Origin of the sequence: Streptomyces brevispora (assembly GCF_007829885.1) — a bacterium.
Classification (GTDB): Bacteria; Actinomycetota; Actinomycetes; order Streptomycetales; family Streptomycetaceae; genus Streptomyces; species Streptomyces brevispora.
The window spans coordinates 4478520-4500709 of record NZ_VIWW01000001.1; the positions used below are offsets into that span (position 1 = coordinate 4478520).

Genomic DNA, 22190 nt, shown 5'->3' on the forward strand with positions numbered 1-22190 from the left:
GCGGTATGCCCCGGGACGGGAGGGCCCGGACTATGCCGTGTCTTGGGGACGGGAGGGCCCGGGGCTATGCCGTGTCCGGAATTGAACGCCCCCGGTCCGGCTCGTTGAGCGGCCCGAGCAGATCCCCGTACCGCGCCAGCCGCTCCGCCATGTCGCCGGCCAGGAAGACCAGATCCCCGGGACTGCGGCATTCCTGGATCTCCGCCCAGGTGACCGGTGCCGAGACGGTGGGCTCGGCGCCCGCGCGCAGGGTGTAGGGAGTGGCGGTCGTCTTGGCCGCGGCGTTCTGGCTGAAATCGACAAACACCTTCCTGGGTCGCAGCGCCCGCCTCATCCGGTGCACGACCAGATCCGGAAGCTCCCGCTCCGCCTGGACGGCCAGTCCCTTCGCGTACGCCGACACCCGGGCGGACGGAGTGGGCTCCAGCGGGACGAGCAGATGCAGCCCCTTGGACCCGGAGGTCTTCCCGTACGCCTCCAGGCCGTCCGCGGCCAGCCGCTCCCGCAGCCAGAGGGCGACCTCGCAGCACTCCACCGCTGTCGCGGGCGCCCCGGGGTCCAGGTCGAACACCAGCCGGTCGGCCAGCCCCGGCGCACCGGCCCGCCACTGCGGGGTGTGGAACTCCACCACCAGATTGGCCGCCCACATCAGCGAGGCGAGGTCCCCGACGACGATCTGTCCGGCTTCCTCGTTGTCGTGGTGCGGCACCGGGGTGATCCGTACCCAGGACGGCGTACCGGGTGGCGGGTTCTTGGTGAAGAAGCGCTGACCGTCCGGCCCGTCCGGATAGCGCAGGAAGGACACGGGCCGGTCCCGCAGATGCGCCAGCAGCGGCTCGGCGGCCGTGGCCGCGTAGTAGTGCAGCACCTCGCCCTTGGTGGTGCCGGTGGCCGGATACAGCACCTTCTCCAGATTGCTGAGCGTCAGGCGCCGCCCCTCCACCTCCGCGATCGGCGTCATACGATAAGAATCACACACAAAACGGATCTATACGGCTGTTGCGGATGTAAGGGGTGACCGGTGAGGTCCATATGGAACGGTGCCATCTCCTTCGGGCTGGTCAGCATCCCGATCAAGCTGGTCAACGCGACCGAGAGCCACTCGGTCTCCTTCCGCCAGATCCACCTCACCGACGGCGGCCGGGTCCGCTACCGAAAGGTGTGCGAGCTGGACGGGGAGGAGGTGACCGCGGCCGATATCGGCAAGGCGTACGAGAGTGCCGACGGCTCGATGATCCCGATCACCGACGAGGATCTCGGCTCGCTGCCGCTGCCCACGGCCAAGACGATCGAGATCGTCGCCTTCGTGCCGGCCGACTCGATCGACCCGCTCCAGATGGACGCGGCCTACTACCTCTCCGCGAACGGGGTCCCGGCCGCCAAGCCGTACATCCTGCTGCGCGAGGCGCTGAAGCGGAGCCGGAAGGTCGCCGTCGCCAAGTACGCGCTGCGCGGGCGCGAGCGCCTCGGGATGCTGCGGGTGGTCGACGACGTGATCGCGATGCACGGTCTGCTCTGGCCGGACGAGATCCGGGCCCCGGAGGGGGTGGCGCCGGAGGCCGAGGTGAAGGTGCGCGACGCCGAACTGGACCTGGCCGACGCCCTGATGGCCACACTCGGCGAGGTCGACATGGACTCGCTGCACGACGACTACCGGGAGGCGGTCGAGGAGCTCATCGCGGCCAAGGCCTCCGGCGAGGTGCTGCGGCCCGCGGCGTCCGAGGACTCCGGCGGCAAGGTCATCGACCTGATCGCCGCGCTGGAGAGCAGCGTCCGCGCCGCGAAGCAGGCCCGTGGGGAGACGCCCGACGAGGACGGCGAGGAGGCTCCGGTCGCCGAGGTCACCTCGATCGCGGACCGCAAGACGTCGGGCGGCACGCGCAGGACCGCGACGGGGAAGTCGGCGTCGCGTGCGTCGTCGTCCTCCGACGCGAAGAAGTCCACGGCGGGGGCCGGTAAGGCGGCCACGAAGAAGAGCACTCCGAGCGGCGGGACCGGCGCGAAGAAGAAGGCGACGGCCAAGAGGACCACGGCCAAGAGGACCACGGCCAAGAGGACGACGGCCAAGAGTGCGACGGCGAAGAAGCGGGCCGGCGCGAAGAGCGCCCCGCGCAAACGCGCTTCGGCCTGACGCAGGGCCCGCCTCGCCAAGGGTCCCAACGCCCCAACGCCCCAACGTCCCAACGCCCCAACGTCCGAGATGCCCCCGGCGCCCGCGGCAGCGGCCGGGGCGGTGAAGTTGCGGCATCTCCAGGAGGTCAGCCACTTCGCTGTCCACGGAGTGCTGACGCGCGGCGCGCGGGCCGGCAACGTGCTGTGCGAAGCGGCCGTCCACGTTCCGCTGGGCTTCGCATCCGTCCCGCTCCGCCGCCGACGGCATGTACGGGAACACCACCCCAACGCGACCGTTGCCGGCGCCGACCCCAACCTCCGGGAGTTGCACGAGGCCGGCCTTCGCGCCGGGGTCACCGGAGCAGGCTTCCTTCGCGCCCTGCTCTTCCCGCTCACCCCCACAGGTATCGCTGCCACGGTGCGGGGTATCGCGGACAACGTCCTCAACGGCACGCGGCGTTGGTGGCGTGTGGCCGGCTTCGTCGCCGTACCGGCGGCGATCATGGCAGCGGGAGGCTGGCAGGCGGCACTGTTCGGGTACGCCGTACCCCGCCTGCTGCTGTACCCACAGCTCGCCTGGATGTCCCTGCTCGTCGAACACCGCTGGTGGGACGCCGAACCCGTGCCGGGACCGCCCGCAGTGGTCGAAGCAGCCCGGTGCCTGCGCCTGTATCCGGACAACGCGGCCTCGGCACTGCTGGCACGCGGCACCTGGCTGCCGTACGGCGACCTCTACCACTACGCGCACTCCGCGCATCCTGCCGTGCGCTGGAACTACCTGCCGGTCCTGGAACAGAACATCCTCGGCACCCCTGCGTACACCCCAGCTGCGCTGATGCTCGGCGACGATGCGGTCGTACGCCGTCACTTCCGGGCGCTCATGACGCGCCGTGAGGCAGCGAGCGGTGCAGCTGAGGGCGCCGCAGCGCGTGGCGGTTCCAGGGTCAGACCAGCTCGCTGACGAACGCGTGCCAGGCGTCGTGGCCGAAGGTGATGACGGGGCCGGTGGGGCGCTTGCTGTCGCGGACGGGGACGAGAAGGGGGAGGTTGTGGGCGACCTCGACGCACTCGTTATTTCCGCCGCTGTACGTGCTTGTGCGCCACCTTGCGCCCGACAGGTCCGGCGTTCTGTGGTGTGCGCTGTTCATGCTTGATGCTCCTTGGCCCGGCGATGGATGGCAGCACGGGACTCGGTCGGCGAGAGCGCTGACGTGCGCGCGGCGTCGAACAGGTTTCTTGGTAGCGAGACACGTCCGTTTCCCGCTCCAGCCACATGGAACCGGAAAAAGGCAGCAGTCCTGGTCGGCGTCGGCCGCTTCCGCGTACCGCAATGACTCCAAGGCGTGGGAGGAACCCGCGGTCAAGGCTGCCGTCGGCAGGACCGACCCAAACTCCTGCCCGTTTCAAGATTCGATGGGCAGGAGCTGGACCAGGCCGACCCAGTTCTCCTCGTCCGCCTGGGTGTGGGTGGCGCGGACCCTCCAGCGGCCGGCGGGCAGTGGGACCGATGCCCGGGCGGGCTTACCACCGCCGGGATACCCGATGTCCAGCTCGGCGCCTGCTTCGGCGGAGTCCATGAGCGTGGCCGGACCGTCCGACGCCCATGTGCCGCACTCCTCCCACTCCGTGGCCGCAGCTACGAGCACAGCCCTGGCCGCAGCCTTCAGGCCGGCTTCGGAGTCGGCGGCGAGCCACCGCAGGAAGGTTCGATGCTCGGGTAGGAAACAGCTGGTGGCGGGCTCGTCCGCCAGCACCAGTGCCTGCGCACCGCTGTCCCCGACGGCGATCACGCCGGCCAGGTCATCCACGGCACAGGCCCGGTCGTAGTCGTCCGGAGTGAGGGCGTCCCCCGCCAGGACCCCGGTCTCCGCGCTCCCGCGCCATGCAGTCAACGCGGAGACGGGGACGATGATCAACGGCCCGCCCATCGACTCGACCCAAACAGGAGGGATGCTCATGCCGTCAGTGTGCCCGCGCCCGCTGACAAGGCCCGAGCGTTCCGTTCCGTGCGCGATTGCGTTCTGCACGGTGTCCGTACTGCGGAGGCGCGTTCGCGCGGGCAGTCTGTCGGGGCGCCGCCTCGGCCTCGGAAGGCCGCCGCACGGGATGAGCCTGTCATGAGCTCGTTGAAGGGCGAGCGGGCATGAAAAAGACCCTCCGTTCAACGTTTCCGCTGATCAGAGGGTCTATTCGGCACCTTTTGCAAGGTGCCCCCGGCAGGATTCGAACCTGCGCTCCCGGCTCCGGAGGCCGATGCTCTATCCCCTGAGCTACGGGGGCGTATCGCCGTGCTGCTCTGCGACGGGTGAAACACTACCAGCTTCCGCCCGGTGCCCGTGAACAGGTATTTCCGTACGGCCGGCCGGGTGCCTCAAGCACTCCCAGGCCCGTCGCACACACATCCGGCCAACCTTCGGCACCATCCGTCCGGGGACGGAAGTGGGCAAAACCCGGACGCAGCCACTCCGGCCCGCCTACTCTCGAAGGGTGTCAGGGGCGTCCGGCCGCGTGCTTGTTGTCGACGACAACAAGGTCATCCGGCAGTTGATCAGGGTCAATCTCGAGCTTGAGGGCTTTGAGGTCGTGACTGCGGCCGATGGTGTCGAGTGTCTGGATCTGGTGCATCGGGTCAGTCCCGATGTGATCACGCTCGATGTCGTCATGCCCCGGCTGGACGGTCTACAGACCGCCACCAGACTGCGTTCCGATCCGCGCACCAGACATCTGCCGGTGGCGATCATCAGCGCGTGCACTCCGTACGAGGTCGACAACGGCGTCGCCGCGGGAGTCGACGCCTTCCTTGCCAAGCCCTTCGAACCGAGCGAGCTGGTGCGGGTCGTGCGGCAGTTGATGGAGCGTGGCCGGCCTCCTGTACTCGACGGCAGGCAGGGTGCCGGGCGGGCGGAGACCGCCGCCGGCTGACCGCATGGCGAAACCGGTTCGCGAAACGCCCCCCTCCCTCCCATACGCTTGCCCCGTGACCCCCGCTGATCTCTCCACGACCGTGCTGCGCGCCGTGCGCCGCGCGGTCGACGAGGACGCTCTCCACGCGCCCGTGCCCGCGCGCGTGCGAGTGGAGAGGACCAGGCCGGGCGGCCGCGGCGACTACGCCAGCGCCGTCGCCCTCCAGCTGGCCGGGCCCGCCGCACTGCCCGCGCGGGAGGTGGCCGAGATCCTGCGGGAGCGGATGGCCGGGGCGCCCGGGATCGGGCAGGTCGAGATCACCGGCCCCGGCTTCCTGAACTTCACCCTCGACGCCACGGCCGACGCCGCCGCGCACCACGCGCTCCTGCACCGGGTACGGGAGCAGGGCCCGCGGTACGGATACGGCGACGCGCTCGCCGGGACCCCGCTGCAATTCAGCCACGCCCGCGAGGTCCGGGCCGCCGTCACCGCCGACGCGGTGCGCCGGCTCGTACGGTCGCAGGGCGCCCCCGTACGCATCAGCTGCGACGAGGAGCCCGACCCGGACTGGACGCGTCTCGGGGTCACCGTCGACGCCCAAGGACGGCCCCCCGCACCCCTGACGGTGGTACGCCCGGTCCCGGCCGGGGCCACCGCCGGCGAGCTGCTCGAACGGCTCGGGCCCGACGCCACCCGCTGGGGACTGCTCCGGCCGGCCGGACACGACCACGCCCCGCTCGGCGACGGCCTTCTCGTCCAGGGCGAGGGCAACCCGCTGTTCCTGGTCCGCTACGCCCACTCCCGCACCCACGCGCTCAGCCGCGGCGCGGCCCTGCTCGGGTTCACGGGCGACCCCGGCAACGACACCGGCGGCCCGGCGGGGCCCGAGGCGCTCGCGCTCCTCGCCGTCATCGCCGACCACCCCGCCGTCCTCGCCGCCGCCGCACACCACCGCGCACCCGACCGGCTCGCCCGCCACCTCGAAGCGGTCGCGCAGGCGTTCCTCGACTTCCACGACGCCGCGTCGCCGCTCCCCGTCGGGGACGAGAAACCCTCGGCCGCCCACCGCACCCGGCTCGCCCTTGCCGAAGCCGCCGGAACGGTGCTCGCAGGCGGCCTGTCCCTGCTCGGTATCAGCGCGCCCCAACACCTCTGAGAGACCCGAGAGAGCAGAGCAACACGATGAGCCGATCCGCACACCCCGCCGGTCCCCGTCACGCCGACGTCATGACGGAGGGCCACTACACCGCCCCGGCCGAGGACCTCAACGTCCTCGACGAGAAGGTCTGGTCCCGCACCGTCACCCGGGACGAACACGGCGCACTGACCGTCGGCGGGATCGAAGTCGCCCGGCTGGCCGAGGAGTTCGGCACCCCGGCCTACTTTCTCGACGAAGCCGACTTCCGGGCCCGCTGCCGCGCCTGGTCCGACGCCTTCGGCCCCGGCGCCGACGTCTTCTATGCCGGCAAGGCCTTCCTCTCCCGCGCGATCGTGCGCTGGCTGAAGGAGGAGGGGCTCAACCTCGACGTCTGCTCCGGCGGCGAGCTGACCACCGCACTCGACGCCGGGATGCCCGCCGGGCGCATCGCCTTCCACGGAAACAACAAGACGGTCGACGAGATCGAGCGGGCCGTCACGGCCGGCGTCGGACGGATCGTGCTCGACTCCTTCCAGGAGATCGCCCGGGTCGCGCACATCGCGCAGCGTCTCGGCCGGCGCCAGCCCGTACAGATCCGGGTGACCGTCGGCGTCGAGGCGCACACCCACGAGTTCATCGCGACCGCGCACGAGGACCAGAAGTTCGGCATCGCGCTGGCCGGGGGACAGGCCGCCGAGGCCGTACGGCGGGCGCTCACCCTCGACGGGCTCGAACTCGTCGGCATCCACTCGCACATCGGCTCGCAGATCTTCGACATGGCCGGTTTCGAGGTCTCCGCCCGGCGCGTGGTGCAGCTCCTCGCCGAGGTGCGCGACGAGCACGGCGTCGAACTGCCCGAGATCGACCTCGGCGGCGGCCTCGGCATCGCGTACACCTCCGAGGACGACCCGCGCGAGCCGCACGAGATCGCCAAGGCGCTCGGCGACATCGTGACCCGCGAGTGCGAGTCCGCCGGGCTCGCCACCCCTCGGATCTCCGTCGAGCCGGGCCGCGCCATCGTCGGACCGACCGCCTTCACGCTGTACGAGGTCGGCACGATCAAGCCCCTGGAGGGGCTGCGGACCTACGTCAGCGTCGACGGCGGCATGTCGGACAACATCCGCACCGCGCTGTACGACGCCGAGTACAGCGTCGCGCTCGTCTCGCGCACCTCGGATGCCGAACCGATGCTCGTCCGCGTCGTCGGAAAGCACTGCGAGAGCGGCGACATCGTGGTCAAGGACGCCTTCCTGCCCTCGGACCTGGCCCCCGGCGACCTGATCGCCGTCCCCGCCACCGGCGCGTACTGCCGTTCCATGGCGAGCAACTACAACCATGCCCTGCGCCCGCCCGTCGTCGCCGTGCGCGACGGGCAGGCGCGGGTCATCGTCCGGCGTGAGACGGAGGAAGATCTCCTGCGTCTCGACGTCGGCTGACGCCGTATTTCCCGGGGTACACCCCCGGTCCCCCGAAACATCTCAGGATCCGGACGGGTGGCAGGAACGCCCGTCCGGTGAGTGAGACTGGTCCATACAACAGATGTAAAGGAAACGAGGTCGGATGATGCGTACGCGTCCGCTGAAGGTGGCGCTGCTGGGCTGTGGAGTGGTCGGCTCAGAGGTGGCGCGCATCATGACGACGCACGCCGACGACCTCGCCGCGCGCATCGGTGCGCCGGTGGAGCTCGCCGGTGTCGCCGTGCGCCGGCCCTCCAAGGTGCGCGAGGGCATCGACCCCGCACTGATCACCACCGATGCGACCGCCCTGGTCAAACGGGGTGACATCGACGTCGTCGTCGAGGTCATCGGTGGCATCGAGCCGGCCCGCACGCTCATCAGGACCGCCTTCGAACACGGCGCGAGCGTCGTCTCCGCCAACAAGGCACTGCTCGCCGAGGACGGTGCGGCCCTGCACGCCGACGCCGAGCGGTACGGCAGGGACCTCTACTACGAGGCCGCCGTGGCCGGTGCCATCCCGCTCGTCCGGCCGCTGCGCGAGTCCCTCGCCGGCGACAAGGTCAACCGGGTCCTCGGCATCGTCAACGGCACCACGAACTTCATCCTCGACAAGATGGACACGAGCGGCGCCGGGTACTCCGAGGCGCTCGACGAGGCCACCGCCCTCGGATACGCGGAGGCCGACCCGACCGCCGACGTCGAGGGCTTCGACGCCGCCGCCAAGGCCGCGATCCTCGCCGGAATCGCCTTCCACACCCGGGTGAAGATCGGCGACGTGCACCGCGAGGGCATCACCGAGGTCACCGCGGCCGACATCGCCTCCGCCCGCCGCATGGGCTGCACCGTCAAGCTCCTCGCCATCTGCGAGCGCGCCGCCGACGGCCGGTCGGTCACGGCCCGCGTGCACCCCGCGATGATCCCGCTCAGCCACCCGCTGGCGTCCGTCCGCGAGGCGTACAACGCGGTGTTCATCGAGGCCGACGCCGCCGGGCAGCTGATGTTCTACGGCCCCGGCGCCGGTGGCGCGCCGACCGCCTCCGCGGTCCTCGGCGACCTCGTCGCGGTCTGCCGCAACAAGCTCAACGCGGCCCCCGGCCCCGGTGAGTCCGCGTACACGCGCCTGCCGGTCAGCCCCATGGGCGACGTCGTCACGCGGTACCACATCAGTCTCGACGTGGCCGACAAACCTGGCGTACTCGCCCAGGTCGCGACGGTCTTCGCCGAACAGGGCGTATCCATCGATACGGTCCGCCAGAAAGGCCGACAGGACAGCAGCGGCGAGGCTTCGCTCGTCGTCGTCACCCACCGCGCGCCCGACGCCGCCCTCTCCGGGACCGTCGAGGCGCTGCGCAAGCTCGACACCGTACGCGGTGTCGCCAGCATCATGCGTGTTGAAGGGGAGTAAGGACCCATGACCACCAAGGGCACCCACCAGTGGCGCGGCATCATCGAGGAGTACCGGGACCGCCTTCCGGTCACGAGCACGACTCCGGTCGTCACACTCCGTGAGGGCGGTACGCCGCTCGTTCCCGCTCAGGTCCTCTCCGAGCGCACGGGCTGCGAGGTGCACCTCAAGGTCGAGGGCGCCAACCCCACCGGTTCCTTCAAGGACCGCGGAATGACCATGGCGATCACCAGGGCCAAGGAGGAGGGCGCGCAGGCCGTCATCTGCGCCTCCACCGGCAACACCTCCGCCTCCGCCGCCGCGTACGCGGTCCGGGCCGGCATGGTCTGCGCCGTCCTCGTACCGCAGGGCAAGATCGCGCTCGGCAAGATGGGCCAGGCGCTCGTGCACGGCGCCAAGATCCTCCAGGTCGACGGCAACTTCGACGACTGCCTCACGCTGGCCCGTTCGCTTTCGGACAACTACCCGGTGGCGCTGGTCAATTCGGTCAACCCGGTCCGTATCGAGGGCCAGAAGACCGCGGCCTTCGAGATCGTCGACGCGCTCGGCGACGCCCCGGACATCCATGTCCTCCCGGTGGGCAACGCGGGCAACATCACCGCGTACTGGAAGGGCTACACCGAGTACGCCGGCGACGGCCCGGCCGCGCGCACGCCGCGGATGTGGGGCTTCCAGGCCTCCGGCTCCGCGCCCATCGTGCGCGGCGAGATCGTCAAGGACCCGTCGACCATCGCCACCGCCATCCGGATCGGCAACCCGGCCTCCTGGCAGTTCGCGCTCGACGCGCGGGACGAGTCGGGCGGTTTCATCGACGAGGTGACGGACCGACAGATCCTTTCCGCCTACCGGCTGTTGGCCTCCCAGGAGGGCGTCTTCGTGGAGCCCGCGTCGGCCGCGTCGGTCGCCGGTCTGCTCAAGGCCGCCGAAGAGGGCAAGGTCGACCCGGGTCAGCGGATCGTCTGCACCGTCACCGGCAACGGCCTGAAGGACCCCGACTGGGCCGTCGCCGGCGCCCCCCAGCCGGTCACCGTCCCGGTCGACGCGGTCGTCGCCGCCGAGAAGCTGGGCCTCGCGTAGTACGCACCGCACACCGCCCCCGGGACCTGATGCGCATCGGCTCCCGGGGGCGCGGCCGCGGCAGCGGTTTCGCCAGGAAGACGGGTCAACCGCCCTTTTCGGGGCGGAGAGCGCATCGGTGGCGTGCGACACGCATCGTGCGCCTCCTGTGCGCCCTATGTCGCCACAGAACCTTCCTTCGATAAGCTGTACGCAACCCACCCCGTCGCATATGCCCGGGGTGCCCAGGCCGTTGCGGCCGTCGGTCCATTCCCGGACTTGCGCAATACCCGCCGCCGCAATCGACCTGAAGAATCCCCAAGAACCCTTGGACCCCGAAAAACCCGAAGTCCCCCAGAAGAGCCCGAAGAGCCGCAAAGAGACCCCAATATCTCGCAGCGCTTCGAATTCCCCGCCGCCTCACAAGGAGAGTCGTCAGACCGATGGCCGGTCCCGCCTTCCGAGCCGCCGCCGTACGGGTGCGCGTCCCGGCAACCAGCGCCAACCTCGGTCCGGGCTTCGACGCCCTCGGCCTGTCGCTGGGGCTGTACGACGATGTCGTCGTCCGCGTCGCCGATGCCGGACTGCACATCGACATCGCCGGTGAGGGCGCGGACACGCTGCCCCGCGACGAGAACCACCTGCTCGTACGGTCCCTGCGCACCGCTTTCGACCTGCTCGGCGGACAGCCCCGCGGCCTGGAGATCGTCTGCGCCAACCGCATCCCGCACGGACGCGGCCTCGGCTCGTCCTCCGCCGCCATCTGCGCCGGAATCGTCGCCGCCCGCGCTGTGACGACCGGTGGTGACGCCCGGCTCGACGACGCGGCCCTGCTGGAGCTCGCCACCGAGATCGAGGGTCACCCCGACAACGTCGCGGCCTGCCTGCTCGGCGGGTTCACGCTCGCCTGGATGGACGGCGGATCGGCCCGCGCCATCAGGATGGACCCCGCGGATTCCATCGTTCCGGTGGTTTTCGTCCCCGGCAACCCGGTGCTCACCGAGACCGCCCGCGGACTGCTGCCGCGTACCGTTCCGCACGTCGACGCCGCCTTCAACGCGGGCCGTGCCGCCCTTCTCGTCGAGGCTCTGACCAGGCGCCCGGAGCTGCTGCTCACCGCCACCGAGGACCGGCTGCACCAGGAATACCGCTCCCCGGCGATGCCGCAGAGCGTGGAACTCGTGAACCGACTGCGCGCCGACGGCATCCCCGCAGTCATCTCCGGTGCCGGACCGACCGTGCTGGCACTGGCCGACGAAGGTGCGGCCGACAAGGTCGCACGGCTGGCGGGCGAGGGATGGGTGGCCGACCGGCTCGCTCTCGACGCCTCGGGCGCGAGTGTGCTGCCGCTCGCCCAGTAGTCGAGAAGTGATTACCGGTGCGTGAGAGGGGGAATGTTTGTTGGAGCCGGTAGTGTTAACCTCAAGTCTGCAACCGACGTCTATGTGGCGCGTTGCTTCGTGTCCCTTTCCGGGACCACCATTTCTTCCGGGAGCCTCCCCAACTGCCTGAGCAGCCTGCCTGAGCAGTTTCGAGCACGCTCCGGAACCGGCACGACACCCTCTCGCTTGTCCAGGAGTGGGCCGAGCAGGGGGATGCTCGCGCCGGGCCCAAGCACACGTTCATCTCTCCGCCGTACCTACCCGGCGGACCACCGCCCCGGCACGGTCCGCACAACCAGAGACCGCAGTCGGACAGCACAACCGGTCGCCGAGCCAGAAGGCCGACGTCCGCTCCAGGGAAGGACCCTTCGTGAGCGACACCACCGATCTGATGGGCGTGACTGCCGACAAGAATGTCGACAGCGCCGCGCCCGCCGAAGGTGCTGCCACTGGCACCACCGCACGGCGCCGCCGCTCCGGCACCGGCCTTGAGGGCATGGTCCTGGCCGAGCTGCAGCAGGTCGCGTCCGGCCTCGGCATCAAGAGCACTGCGCGGATGCGCAAGAGCCAGCTGATCGAGGTCATCAAGGAGACCCAGGCCGGCGGTTCCTCGGCGCCCAAGGCCAAGGCCAAGGCCGTCGCCGCGGCCCCCGCCGACGAGGCCGAGGCCAAGCCGAAGCGCCGGGCCACCTCCAAGGCGCGCACCGGCGCCGGGGACGAGACCCCGGCCGCCGCCGCTCCCGTCGACCAGGCCGCGGCCCAGCAGCAGATCGACATCCCCGGCCAGCCGGCCAGCGACGAGCAGCCCACCGGCGAGCGCCGTCGGCGCCGCGCGACCGCTCAGGCGGGCAGCCCGGAGACCAAGGCGGAGACCAAGACGGACACCAAGGCGCAGGCCAAGGACCGCACGCAGGACGAGCCGAGGCGCGAGGCACCCGCCGAGGACCGCTCCGACGCCAAGGCCGAGGCCGCCGCGGACAACGCCGAGGGCCGCCGGGGCGACCGCCAGGACCGCGGTCAGCGCGGCGAACGTGGTGACCGCGGCGACCGCGGTGACCGTCGTGAGCGCCAGCGCGACCGTCGCGGCAAGGGCGGCGACGAGCAGGGCGGTGGCCAGGGCGGCCAGCGCCAGCAGCGCCAGGGCCAGGGACAGAGCCAGGGCCAGGGCCCGGGCCAGGGTCAGGGCCAGCAGGGTGGCGGCGGACCGCAGGACGACGGGTTCGACGACGAGGGCGGCCGTCGTGGCCGTCGTGGCCGTTACCGCGACCGCCGTGGCCGTCGTGGCCGTGACGACTTCGCGAGCGACGCGCCGCCGGTCACCGACGACGACGTCCTGATCCCCGTCGCGGGCATCCTGGACATCCTCGACAACTACGCGTTCATCCGGACCTCCGGCTACCTGCCGGGCCCGAACGACGTGTACGTCTCGCTCGCCCAGGTCCGCAAGAGCGGCCTGCGCAAGGGTGACCACGTCACCGGTGCGGTGCGCCAGCCCAAGGACGGCGAGCGCCGCGAGAAGTTCAACGCGCTGGTCCGCCTCGACACGGTCAACGGTGCCGAAACCGGCCGCGGCCGCCCGGAGTTCCAGAAGCTGACGCCGCTCTACCCGCAGGACCGGCTCCGTCTGGAGACCGACTCCAACATCCTGACGACGCGCATCATCGACCTGGTCGCCCCCATCGGCAAGGGCCAGCGAGGCCTGATCGTGGCCCCGCCGAAGACCGGTAAGACCATGATCCTGCAGGCGATCGCCAACGCGATCACGGTCAACAGCCCCGAGTGCCACCTGATGGTCGTCCTGGTCGACGAGCGTCCGGAAGAGGTCACCGACATGCAGCGGTCGGTGAAGGGCGAGGTCATCTCCTCGACCTTCGACCGTCCCGCCGAGGACCACACCACCGTCGCCGAGCTGGCCATCGAGCGCGCCAAGCGTCTCGTCGAGCTGGGTCACGACGTGGTCGTCCTGCTGGACTCGATCACCCGCCTGGGCCGCGCGTACAACCTCGCGGCCCCCGCCTCCGGCCGCATCCTGTCCGGTGGTGTCGACTCGACCGCGCTGTACCCGCCGAAGCGCTTCTTCGGTGCCGCGCGCAACATCGAGGACGGCGGCTCGCTGACCATCCTGGCCACCGCGCTGGTCGAGACCGGCTCGCGCATGGACGAGGTGATCTTCGAGGAGTTCAAGGGCACCGGCAACATGGAGCTCAAGCTCGACCGCAAGCTCTCCGACAAGCGCATCTTCCCCGCGGTGGACGTCGACGCGTCCAGCACCCGTAAGGAAGAAATCCTCCTCGGCAGCGACGAGTTGGCGATTGTCTGGAAGCTGCGGCGGGTGCTCCACGCGCTGGACCAGCAGCAGGCGATCGAGCTCCTCCTGGACCGGATGAAGAAGACCCAGTCCAACGCGGAGTTCCTGCTCCAGATCCAGAAGACGACGCCGGCCCCGGGCAACAACGACTAGTTCGCAAGCCCGTCGGCAGCCGTACACAGGGCCGCCCCCGCCACTTCGGTGCCGGGGGCGGCCCTGTGTCGTACGCCGGATACGGGAAGCCCGTGGCCGGCCCGAGACCTTCGCCACACGGCCACCGGGGCGCACACCCGCCCCGCATTGCCGGCCGCGGACAGGAAACCGCAGGTGGGCGCCGGATCGCCGGCTGTTCCCGCGTGCCGCCGGCCGCGTCCCGCTTACCCGGAGACCACGGGGCCCTGTGCAACCCTTCTTGTCTGCGCAACGTCGTACAAAAGAGCGACAAAGCGGCGCATGAGCCCGCACACCGCACCAGGGAGTCGCCGGGAGCAGTCGAGGGAACGAGGAGACGGATGACCGGACAGAGCGGGAGTAGCAGCCGAATACGGGCCACCGGCAAACGCCGGAGGAAGCAGTCCCGCCGCCGCAGGGCGACCGTCATCGCCGCGTGGAGTCTGGCCGGCCTGGTCGTCGTGGGCGGAGGGGGACTCGGTTACGCCTACTTCCAGCTCAACGGCAACCTCAAGGCCGTCGACATCAACAACGCCCTCGGCAAGAACCGTCCCCAGAACGTCGACAACGGCTCCGAGGACATCCTCGTCCTGGGTTCCGACTCCCGCTCCGGCGCGAACGCGCAGTACGGCGCCGACGAGGGAGGCGCCCGCTCGGACACCGCGATGGTCGTCCACGTCAACAAGGGCCACAAGACGGCCAGCGTCGTCTCCATCCCCCGCGACACCCTCGTCACCCGGCCCGAGTGCACGAGCGACGAGAGCGGCGCGACCGTCCCGGGTCAGCGGCGCGCGATGTTCAACACGGCGTACGAGGTCGGCGGACCGGCCTGCGCGGTCAAGACCGTCGAGGCGATGTCCGGGATCCGGATGGACCACTACATCGAAGTCGACTTCACCGGCTTCAAGAAGCTGATCGACAAGCTCGGCGGGGTCGAGATCACCACCAAGCAGGCGATCAACGACTCCAAGAGCCATCTGAACCTGGAGCCGGGCACCCACACCCTGAACGGCGAGGAGTCGCTCGGACTGGTCCGTACCCGCAAGAGCATCGGCGACGGCAGCGACCTCGGCCGCATCCAGCTCCAGCAGGCCTTCATCAAGGCCCTGATGGTGCAGGCGAAGAGCGTCGGCATCCTCGACGGCACCAAGCTGTACGGCCTCGCGGACACCGCGACCAAGGCCATCACGACCGACTCCGACCTGGGCTCGGTCAAGGCGCTCGCGGGCTTCGCCAACGGGCTCAAGGGGCTCGGCTCCGACGACGTCCACATGGTGACCCTGCCGGTCGCGTACGACCCGGCCGACCCGAACCGCGTCATACCGCTGGAGGAGGCCGGAAAGCAGGTGTGGACGGCGCTCCGGCACGACGCGCCGATCCCCGCCTCCGCCACCGAGAAGTCGGCGGGCGACAAGGGCAGCGCGGGCGACATCGTGCAGTGACCGGGCGGGCCCGGGAATAGTTCCCGGCCGACCCCGGTTTTGGGAGATACGGCCGGTCCTGGCAGACTGGTACGTCGGCCCCGGTTCACGGACACGCAATCCGCGCGTACGACCCGGCGCCCTCCCGAAACTAGGAGACACCCTTGAAGCGCGAGATCCACCCCCAGTACGTCGAGACCCAGGTCAGCTGCACCTGTGGCGCGTCGTTCACCACCCGGTCCACCCTGGACAGCGGCGCCATCCGTGCGGACGTCTGCTCCGAGTGCCACCCGTTCTACACGGGCAAGCAGAAGATCCTCGACACCGGTGGCCGTGTGGCCCGCTTCGAGGCCCGCTTCGGCAAGGCCGCCGGCACCGCCAGCAAGTAGCGAGCCAACTGCGCCGGTTCTCGGCGCCCTCTTTTCCGGGGGGCGCCGTGACCGGCGTTTTTTCCGGCCGGGACACGGCATCCCCGTGTCCCGCCCGGCAGGCATCCCGCCGGCCGGCAGGCACGTCGAGCGAAGAAACCAGGAGCCCGAAGATGTTCGAGGCGGTCGAGGAACTGATCGGCGAACAGTCCGATCTCGAGAAGAAGCTCGCGGACCCGTCGGTCCACGCCGACCAGGCCAACGCGCGCAAGCTCAACAAGCGCTACGCCGAGCTGACCCCGATCGTCGCCACGTACCGCTCCTGGAAGCAGACCGGCGACGACATCGAGACGGCCCGCGAGTTCGCCGCCTCCGACCCCGACTTCGCCGCCGAGGTCAAGGACCTGGAGAAGCAGCGCGAGGAGCTCACCGAGAAGCTCCGCCTCCTGCTCGTGCCGCGTGACCCCAGTGACGACAAGGACGTGCTCCTGGAGATCAAGGCGGGCGCGGGCGGCGACGAGTCCGCCCTGTTCGCCGGGGATCTGCTGCGCATGTACCTGCGCTACGCCGAGCGGGTCGGCTGGAAGACCGAGATCATCGACTCCACCGAGTCCGAGCTCGGCGGCTACAAGGACGTCCAGGTCGCCGTGAAGACCAAGGGCGGCAACGGGGCCACCGAACCCGGCCAGGGCGTCTGGGCCCGGATGAAGTACGAGGGCGGCGTGCACCGTGTGCAGCGCGTGCCCTCCACCGAGTCGCAGGGCCGCATCCACACCTCCGCCGCCGGTGTGCTGGTCACGCCCGAGGCCGAGGAGGTCGAGGTCGAGATCCACGCCAACGACCTGCGGATCGACGTCTACCGCTCGTCCGGCCCCGGCGGCCAGTCCGTCAACACCACGGACTCCGCCGTCCGCATCACGCACCTGCCCACCGGCGTCGTGGCCTCCTGCCAGAACGAGAAGAGCCAGCTCCAGAACAAGGAGCAGGCCATGCGCATCCTGCGCTCCAGGCTCCTCGCCGCCGCCCAGGAGGCCGCCGAACAGGAAGCCTCGGACGTGCGGCGCAGCCAGGTGCGCACGGTCGACCGGTCCGAGAAGATCCGTACCTACAACTTCCCGGAAAACCGGATCTCGGACCACCGCGTCGGCTTCAAGGCGTACAACTTGGACCAGGTGCTCGACGGTGATCTGGGCGCCGTGATCCAGGCATGTGTCGACGCCGACTCCGCCGCCAAGCTCGCCGCGGCGTAAGCTCCACCACCCGCACCGCTCGTGAACCTGTACGGAGAACCGCGATGAACCTGCTGCTCGCCGAGGTGGCCCAGGCCACCCAGCGGCTGGCCGACGCCGGTGTGCCTTCGCCGCGATTCGACGCGGAGGAACTCGCCGCGTTCGTGCACGGCGTGAAGCGGGGCGAGCTGCACAACGTGCCGGACGCCGACTTCGACGCCCGCTACTGGGAGACCATCGCCCGGCGCGAGGCCCGCGAACCGCTCCAGCACATCACCGGACGCGCCTTCTTCCGCTACCTGGAGCTCCAGGTGGGACCCGGTGTCTTCGTGCCCCGCCCGGAGACCGAATCGGTCGTCGGCTGGGCGATAGACGCCGTCCGCGCGATGGACGTGGTCGAGCCGCTGATCGTCGACCTCTGCACCGGATCGGGCGCCATCGCCCTCGCCATGGCCCAGGAGGTGCCGCGCTCGCGCGTGCACGCCGTGGAGCTGTCCGAGGACGCCCTCAAATGGGCCAGGAAGAACGCCGAGGGCTCCAGGGTCACCGTGCACCGCGGAGACGCCCTGACGGCCCTTCCCGAGCTCGACGGACAGGTCGACCTGGTCATCTCCAACCCGCCGTACATCCCGCTCACCGAATGGGAGTACGTGGCCCCGGAGGCCCGCGACCACGACCCCCAGATGGCGCTCTTCTCCGGCGAGGACGGCCTCGACACCATCCGCGGCATCGAGCGCACCGCACACCGTCTGCTGCGCCCCGGCGGCCTCGTCGTCATCGAGCACGCCGACACCCAGGGCGGCCAGGTGCCGTGGATCTTCACCGAGGAGCGGGGCTGGGCCGACGCGGCCGACCACCCCGACCTGAACAGGCGGCCCCGGTTCGCCACGGCCCGCAAGGCGATGCCGTGACCGGCGGCCACCACCCGCACGACCCGTACCAGCCCTACCCGAACATGCTTGAGGAGGCCGGCTGATGGCACGGCGATACGACTGCAACGACGCGACGGACCGTATGACGGGTCTGCGCGAGGCCGCGTCCGCCGTCCGCCGCGGTGAACTGGTCGTGCTGCCCACCGACACGGTGTACGGGATCGGGGCGGACGCCTTCAGTTCCGAGGGCGTCGCCGACCTGCTGGACGCCAAGGGCCGCGGCCGCAACATGCCGACCCCCGTCCTGATCGGTTCCCCGAACACCCTGCACGGCCTGGTCACCGACTTCTCCGAGCAGGCCTGGGAACTCGTCGACGCCTTCTGGCCCGGCGCCCTCACGCTCGTCGCCAAGCACCAGCCGTCGCTCCAGTGGGACCTCGGGGACACCCGCGGCACCGTCGCCATCCGGATGCCGCTGCACCCGGTCGCCATCGAGCTGCTCACGGAGGTCGGCCCGATGGCCGTCTCCAGCGCCAACCTCACCGGGCACCCCTCGCCCGAGGACTGTGACGCGGCCCAGGAGATGCTCGGCGACTCCGTGTCCGTCTACCTCGACGGCGGTCCGACGCCGGGCATCATCCCGTCCTCGATCGTCGACGTCACCGGCAAGGTCCCGGTCCTGCTGCGCGCCGGCGCGCTCTCCGCGGAGGAGCTGCGCAAGGTGGTACCCGACCTCGAGGTGGCCAATTGACCGCCCCTGAGGGGCGTGGCATAGCGGGGCAGACCGACACTTTCCGCATCCTCCACGTCAGCACCGGCAATGTCTGCCGCTCACCGATCACCGAGCGGCTGACCCGCCATGCCCTCGTGGACCGCCTCGGCGACCCGCTCCAGGGCGGCCTGATCGTGGAGAGTGCCGGCACCTGGGGGCACGAGGGTGCCCCGATGGAGGCCAACGCCGAGGTGGTCCTGGCCGACTTCGGCGCCGACGCCACCGGGTTCGTCGGCCGTGAGCTGCTGGACGAGCACGTGATCCGTGCTGACCTGGTGCTCACCGCCACCCGCGACCACCGGGCCCAGGTGATCTCGATGGGTCACTCGGCCGGTCTGCGGACCTTCACGCTCAAGGAGTTCACCCGGCTGGTCCGGGCGATAGACCCCGCGACGCTGCCCGACGCGAAGGACGAGGGCGTCGTCGAACGCGCCCGCGCGCTGGTGCGCGCGGCCGCCGCGCTGCGCGGCTGGCTGCTGGCCCCGACCGCCGAGGCCGACGAGGTGTACGACCCGTACGGCGCCCCGATCACGTTCTTCCGGTCCATCGGCGACGAGATCAACCAGGCCCTGGAGCCGGTCGTCACCGCACTGACCGGCGTATCGACCCCGCACTGACCGGCGCGGGGTCCTGGGCCCCGCCCACGCCGTGCCGACGGCCCTGCGGACCGGGCCCGGGCCCCTCCTCCGGACGGGTGCACCACGGGGCGTGACAGCGGGCAGCAGGCCCGTCGCGGGCCTACATTGGAGCTGACGTCAGCGCACTCCTCCCAGGCCCGGAGCCCCCGATGCCGGTCACCACCTCCGCCGCACCCCCGGCCACCCTGCCGCAGGACTTCGGTGCCCTGCTCCGGGAGGACCCGGAGATCGCCGATGTACTGCTGGGGGAGCTGCGCCGGCAGTCCGGCACACTGCAACTGACCGCCGCCGAGAACTTCACCTCGCCCGCGGTCCTCGCCGCGCTCGGCTCGCCGCTCGCCAACAAGTACGCCGAGGGCTACCCCGGCAAGCGCCACCACGGCGGCTGCGAACAGGCGGACGCCGCCGAACTCATCGCCGTCCGCCGGGCCACCGCGCTCTTCGGCGCCGAGCACGCCAACGTCCAGCCGCACTCCGGCTCCTCGGCCGTCCTCGCGGCGTACGCCGCGCTGCTGCGGCCCGGCGACACGGTGCTCGCGATGGGACTTCCGTACGGCGGACATCTCACCCATGGATCGCCCGCCAACTTCTCCGGCCGTTGGTTCGACTTCGTCGGCTACGGCGTGGACTCCGAGAGCGGTCTGATCGACTACCAGCAGGTCCGCACCCTGGCCCGCACCCACCGGCCCAAGGCGATCGTCAGCGGCTCCATCTCCTACCCGCGTCACCCGGACTACGAGCGGTTCCGCGAGATCGCCGACGAGGTGGGCGCGTACTTCATCGCCGATGCCGCGCACCCGATGGGGCTGATCGCCGGGGGAGCGGCGCCGAGTCCCGTCCCGTACGCGGACGTGGTCTGCGCCACCACGCACAAGGTGCTGCGCGGGCCGCGCGGCGGCATGATCCTGTGCGGCGCGGAACTGGCCGAGCGGATCGACCGGGCGGTGTTCCCGTTCACCCAGGGCGGCGCCCAGATGCACACGGTGGCCGCGAAGGCCGTCGCGTTCCACGAGGCGGCCACGCCGGCCTTCGCCGCGTACGCCCACCGGGTGGTGTCCCACGCCCGGGTGCTGGCCGCCGGCCTGGAGGCCGAGGGCTTCGACGTCACCACCGGCGGCACGGACACCCACCTGATCGTCGCGGACCCGGCCCCGCTCGGCGTCGACGGTCACACCGCCCGCACCCGGCTGGCCGCGGCGGGTCTGGTGCTGGACACCTGCGCGCTTCCGTACGGGGACGCCCGGGGCATCAGGCTGGGCACGGCGGCCGTCACCACCCAGGGCATGGGCGACGCCGCCATGGCACGGCTCGCGGCGCTGTTCGGCGCGGCGGTGCGCGAGGAGGGCGACGTCCTCGCCGAGGTGCGGGAACTGGTGGCGAAATTTCCGCCCTACCCCGGGTGACATAGGTCCTATGTCCTGAATGCAGACGCCCCGTGCAACCATCACGGGTACCTCTGTGTCCTCAACCATGAGGCCGACGTAGTTAAGGTGTGGGCTGAGATGGCCGGCGACATTTGTGGGGCAGCCCGTGCGTGATTACTTGCTGACACTCTGTGTCACGGCTGCGGTGACCTATCTGCTCACCGGCCCGGTGCGCAAGTTCGCCATCGCGGTCGGGGCGATGCCCGCGATCCGGGCGCGTGACGTCCACCGGGAACCGACCCCGAGGCTCGGCGGCATCGCCATGTTCGGCGGGCTGTGCGCGGGGCTGATCGTCGCCGATCACCTGGCCAACCTCGACGGCGTCTTCGACCTCTCCAGCGAACCCCGGGCGCTGCTCTCCGGGGCGGCGCTGATCTGGCTGATCGGCGTCCTGGACGACAAGTTCGAGATCGACGCCCTGATCAAGCTGGGCGGACAGATGATCGCCGCGGCGGTCATGGTCCTCCAGGGCCTGACGATCCTGTGGCTGCCGATCCCCGGCGTCGGCACCGTCGCCCTCACCCAGTGGCAGGGCACGCTGCTGACGGTCGCCCTGGTCGTCATCACGATCAACGCGGTGAACTTCGTCGACGGCCTGGACGGCCTGGCGGCCGGCATGGTCCTCATCGCGTCGGCCGCGTTCTTCCTCTACACCTACCGGCTCTGGTACGGACACGCGATCGAGGCGGCCGCCCCCGCGACGCTCTTCACGGCGATCCTGATGGGCATGTGCCTCGGCTTCCTGCCGCACAACATGCATCCGGCCCGGATCTTCATGGGCGACTCCGGCTCGATGCTGATCGGCCTCGTGCTGGCCGCCGGCGCGATCTCCGTGACCGGACAGGTCGACCCGGACACCATGAAGATCTTCGAGGGCAGCGAGCGCCAGGCGACCCACGCGATGCTGCCGGTCTTCATCCCGCTGCTGCTGCCGCTCACCATCATCGCGATCCCGGCGGCCGACCTGGTGCTGGCGATCGTGCGGCGAACGTGGAACGGCCAGTCGCCGTTCGCCGCCGACCGCGGACATCTGCACCACCGGCTGCTGGAGATCGGCCACTCGCACAGCAGGTCGGTGCTGATCATGTACTTCTGGTCGGCCCTGATCGCCTTCGGCGCGGTCGGCTACTCCGTGCACTCGGCCTCGATGTGGATCGTCCTCGTGATCGTGGGCCTGAGCGCGCTCGGCCTGATCCTGCTCCTGATGCCCCGCTTCACCCCGCGCGCCCCGCTGTGGGCACAACGCGTCGTACCGCCCCGCTACCGCCGTCGGCGCCGCCCGGCCGCGGAGCCCGAGGCTGCTTCCGCGGACGGGCCGGAGGGCCAACAGGGGCCGCTGGAAGGCCAGATGGGGCAGGAGGGCGAGGAGCCCGAACCCGCTCCGCGGGCCCGGGTCGCGGCAGGAGTCTCCGGCGTCAACGGGGCGACAGCCATTGGCCCCCGTTCTCGATTTTCGGACCGGCGCAAGGCCGATTCCACGCGTCGATAATTCGGGCATCAACGGGCAATACCACACAAGCAGTTAGACTGCCT

20 protein-coding genes and 1 tRNA gene are annotated in these 22190 nt (G+C 70.6%); 17 read left to right on the forward strand and 4 right to left on the reverse strand.

Features of this window, described 5'->3' with window-relative positions:
• Positions 1-64 precede the first annotated feature (64 nt).
• Entirely contained in the window at positions 65-961 is an 897-nt protein-coding gene (gene ligD / locus FHX80_RS20920) for a non-homologous end-joining DNA ligase (protein ID WP_145765600.1), read from the reverse strand.
• A 60-nt stretch (positions 962-1021) separates the two neighbouring features.
• Between ligD and ku the strand changes: the two genes are divergently transcribed.
• Together ku and FHX80_RS20930 are read left to right on the forward strand one after the other, a co-directional pair.
• Positions 1022-2131, forward strand: coding sequence for a non-homologous end joining protein Ku (ku, locus tag FHX80_RS20925; RefSeq protein ID WP_145765601.1), 1110 nt, complete (start codon positions 1022-1024; stop codon positions 2129-2131).
• Positions 2132-2200: 69 nt separating this feature from the next.
• Entirely contained in the window at positions 2201-3073 is an 873-nt protein-coding gene (locus FHX80_RS20930) for a fatty acid desaturase (protein ID WP_145765602.1), read from the forward strand.
• Here the strand turns inward: FHX80_RS20930 and FHX80_RS20935 are convergent.
• From FHX80_RS20935 to FHX80_RS20950, 3 genes are all read right to left on the reverse strand, one after another.
• Positions 3057-3260, reverse strand: coding sequence for a DUF397 domain-containing protein (locus tag FHX80_RS20935; protein ID WP_145765603.1), 204 nt, complete (start codon positions 3258-3260; stop codon positions 3057-3059). The genes FHX80_RS20930 and FHX80_RS20935 overlap by 17 nt on opposite strands.
• Positions 3261-3515: 255 nt before the next feature.
• Entirely contained in the window at positions 3516-4070 is a 555-nt protein-coding gene (locus tag FHX80_RS20945) for an Imm21 family immunity protein (protein ID WP_244318352.1), read from the reverse strand.
• A 250-nt stretch (positions 4071-4320) separates the two neighbouring features.
• Positions 4321-4392, reverse strand: a tRNA-Arg gene (locus FHX80_RS20950).
• 207 nt (positions 4393-4599) lie between these two features.
• Here FHX80_RS20950 and FHX80_RS20955 point away from each other — a divergent pair.
• The 15 genes from FHX80_RS20955 to FHX80_RS21025 all read left to right on the forward strand — a co-directional run bounded on the left by FHX80_RS20955 (position 4600) and on the right by FHX80_RS21025 (position 22146).
• On the forward strand, positions 4600-5034 hold the full coding sequence (locus FHX80_RS20955; RefSeq protein ID WP_244318353.1) for a response regulator: 435 nt from the start codon (positions 4600-4602) through the stop codon (positions 5032-5034).
• Between the two features lie 55 nt (positions 5035-5089).
• The gene (gene nrtL, locus FHX80_RS20960) at positions 5090-6172 is read left to right on the forward strand and encodes an ArgS-related anticodon-binding protein NrtL (protein WP_145765605.1); all 1083 of its coding nucleotides are present in this window, start codon (positions 5090-5092) and stop codon (positions 6170-6172) included.
• Positions 6173-6198: 26 nt separating this feature from the next.
• Positions 6199-7590, forward strand: coding sequence for a diaminopimelate decarboxylase (gene lysA / locus FHX80_RS20965; protein ID WP_145765606.1), 1392 nt, complete (start codon positions 6199-6201; stop codon positions 7588-7590).
• A 124-nt stretch (positions 7591-7714) separates the two neighbouring features.
• The gene (locus FHX80_RS20970) at positions 7715-9016 is read left to right on the forward strand and encodes a homoserine dehydrogenase (RefSeq protein WP_208764695.1); all 1302 of its coding nucleotides are present in this window, start codon (positions 7715-7717) and stop codon (positions 9014-9016) included.
• 6 nt (positions 9017-9022) lie between these two features.
• Positions 9023-10093, forward strand: a complete 1071-nt coding sequence (gene thrC / locus FHX80_RS20975) for a threonine synthase (protein WP_145765607.1) — start codon at positions 9023-9025, stop codon at positions 10091-10093.
• Positions 10094-10515: 422 nt separating this feature from the next.
• Complete coding sequence (gene thrB / locus FHX80_RS20980) at positions 10516-11433, forward strand: homoserine kinase (protein ID WP_145765608.1); 918 nt, start codon at positions 10516-10518, stop codon at positions 11431-11433.
• A gap of 391 nt (positions 11434-11824) precedes the next feature.
• A complete protein-coding gene (rho, locus tag FHX80_RS20985; protein WP_145765609.1) occupies positions 11825-13915 on the forward strand; it encodes a transcription termination factor Rho in 2091 nt (696 codons plus the stop codon).
• A gap of 359 nt (positions 13916-14274) precedes the next feature.
• The gene (locus tag FHX80_RS20990; RefSeq protein ID WP_145765610.1) at positions 14275-15375 is read left to right on the forward strand and encodes an LCP family protein; all 1101 of its coding nucleotides are present in this window, start codon (positions 14275-14277) and stop codon (positions 15373-15375) included.
• 143 nt (positions 15376-15518) lie between these two features.
• Positions 15519-15743, forward strand: a complete 225-nt coding sequence (gene rpmE / locus FHX80_RS20995; protein ID WP_145765611.1) for a 50S ribosomal protein L31 — start codon at positions 15519-15521, stop codon at positions 15741-15743.
• A gap of 152 nt (positions 15744-15895) precedes the next feature.
• On the forward strand, positions 15896-16972 hold the full coding sequence (prfA, locus tag FHX80_RS21000; RefSeq protein ID WP_145765612.1) for a peptide chain release factor 1: 1077 nt from the start codon (positions 15896-15898) through the stop codon (positions 16970-16972).
• Between the two features lie 44 nt (positions 16973-17016).
• A complete protein-coding gene (gene prmC / locus FHX80_RS21005; protein ID WP_145765613.1) occupies positions 17017-17862 on the forward strand; it encodes a peptide chain release factor N(5)-glutamine methyltransferase in 846 nt (281 codons plus the stop codon).
• A 64-nt stretch (positions 17863-17926) separates the two neighbouring features.
• A complete protein-coding gene (locus FHX80_RS21010) occupies positions 17927-18574 on the forward strand; it encodes an L-threonylcarbamoyladenylate synthase (RefSeq protein ID WP_145765614.1) in 648 nt (215 codons plus the stop codon).
• On the forward strand, positions 18571-19212 hold the full coding sequence (locus FHX80_RS21015; RefSeq protein ID WP_145765615.1) for an arsenate reductase/protein-tyrosine-phosphatase family protein: 642 nt from the start codon (positions 18571-18573) through the stop codon (positions 19210-19212). The genes FHX80_RS21010 and FHX80_RS21015 overlap by 4 nt, the downstream gene beginning before the upstream one ends.
• 170 nt (positions 19213-19382) lie before the next feature.
• Entirely contained in the window at positions 19383-20636 is a 1254-nt protein-coding gene (locus FHX80_RS21020) for a serine hydroxymethyltransferase (RefSeq protein ID WP_145765616.1), read from the forward strand.
• Positions 20637-20751: 115 nt separating this feature from the next.
• Entirely contained in the window at positions 20752-22146 is a 1395-nt protein-coding gene (locus tag FHX80_RS21025) for an MraY family glycosyltransferase (RefSeq protein WP_145765617.1), read from the forward strand.
• The last annotated feature ends 44 nt before the right edge of the window (positions 22147-22190 follow it).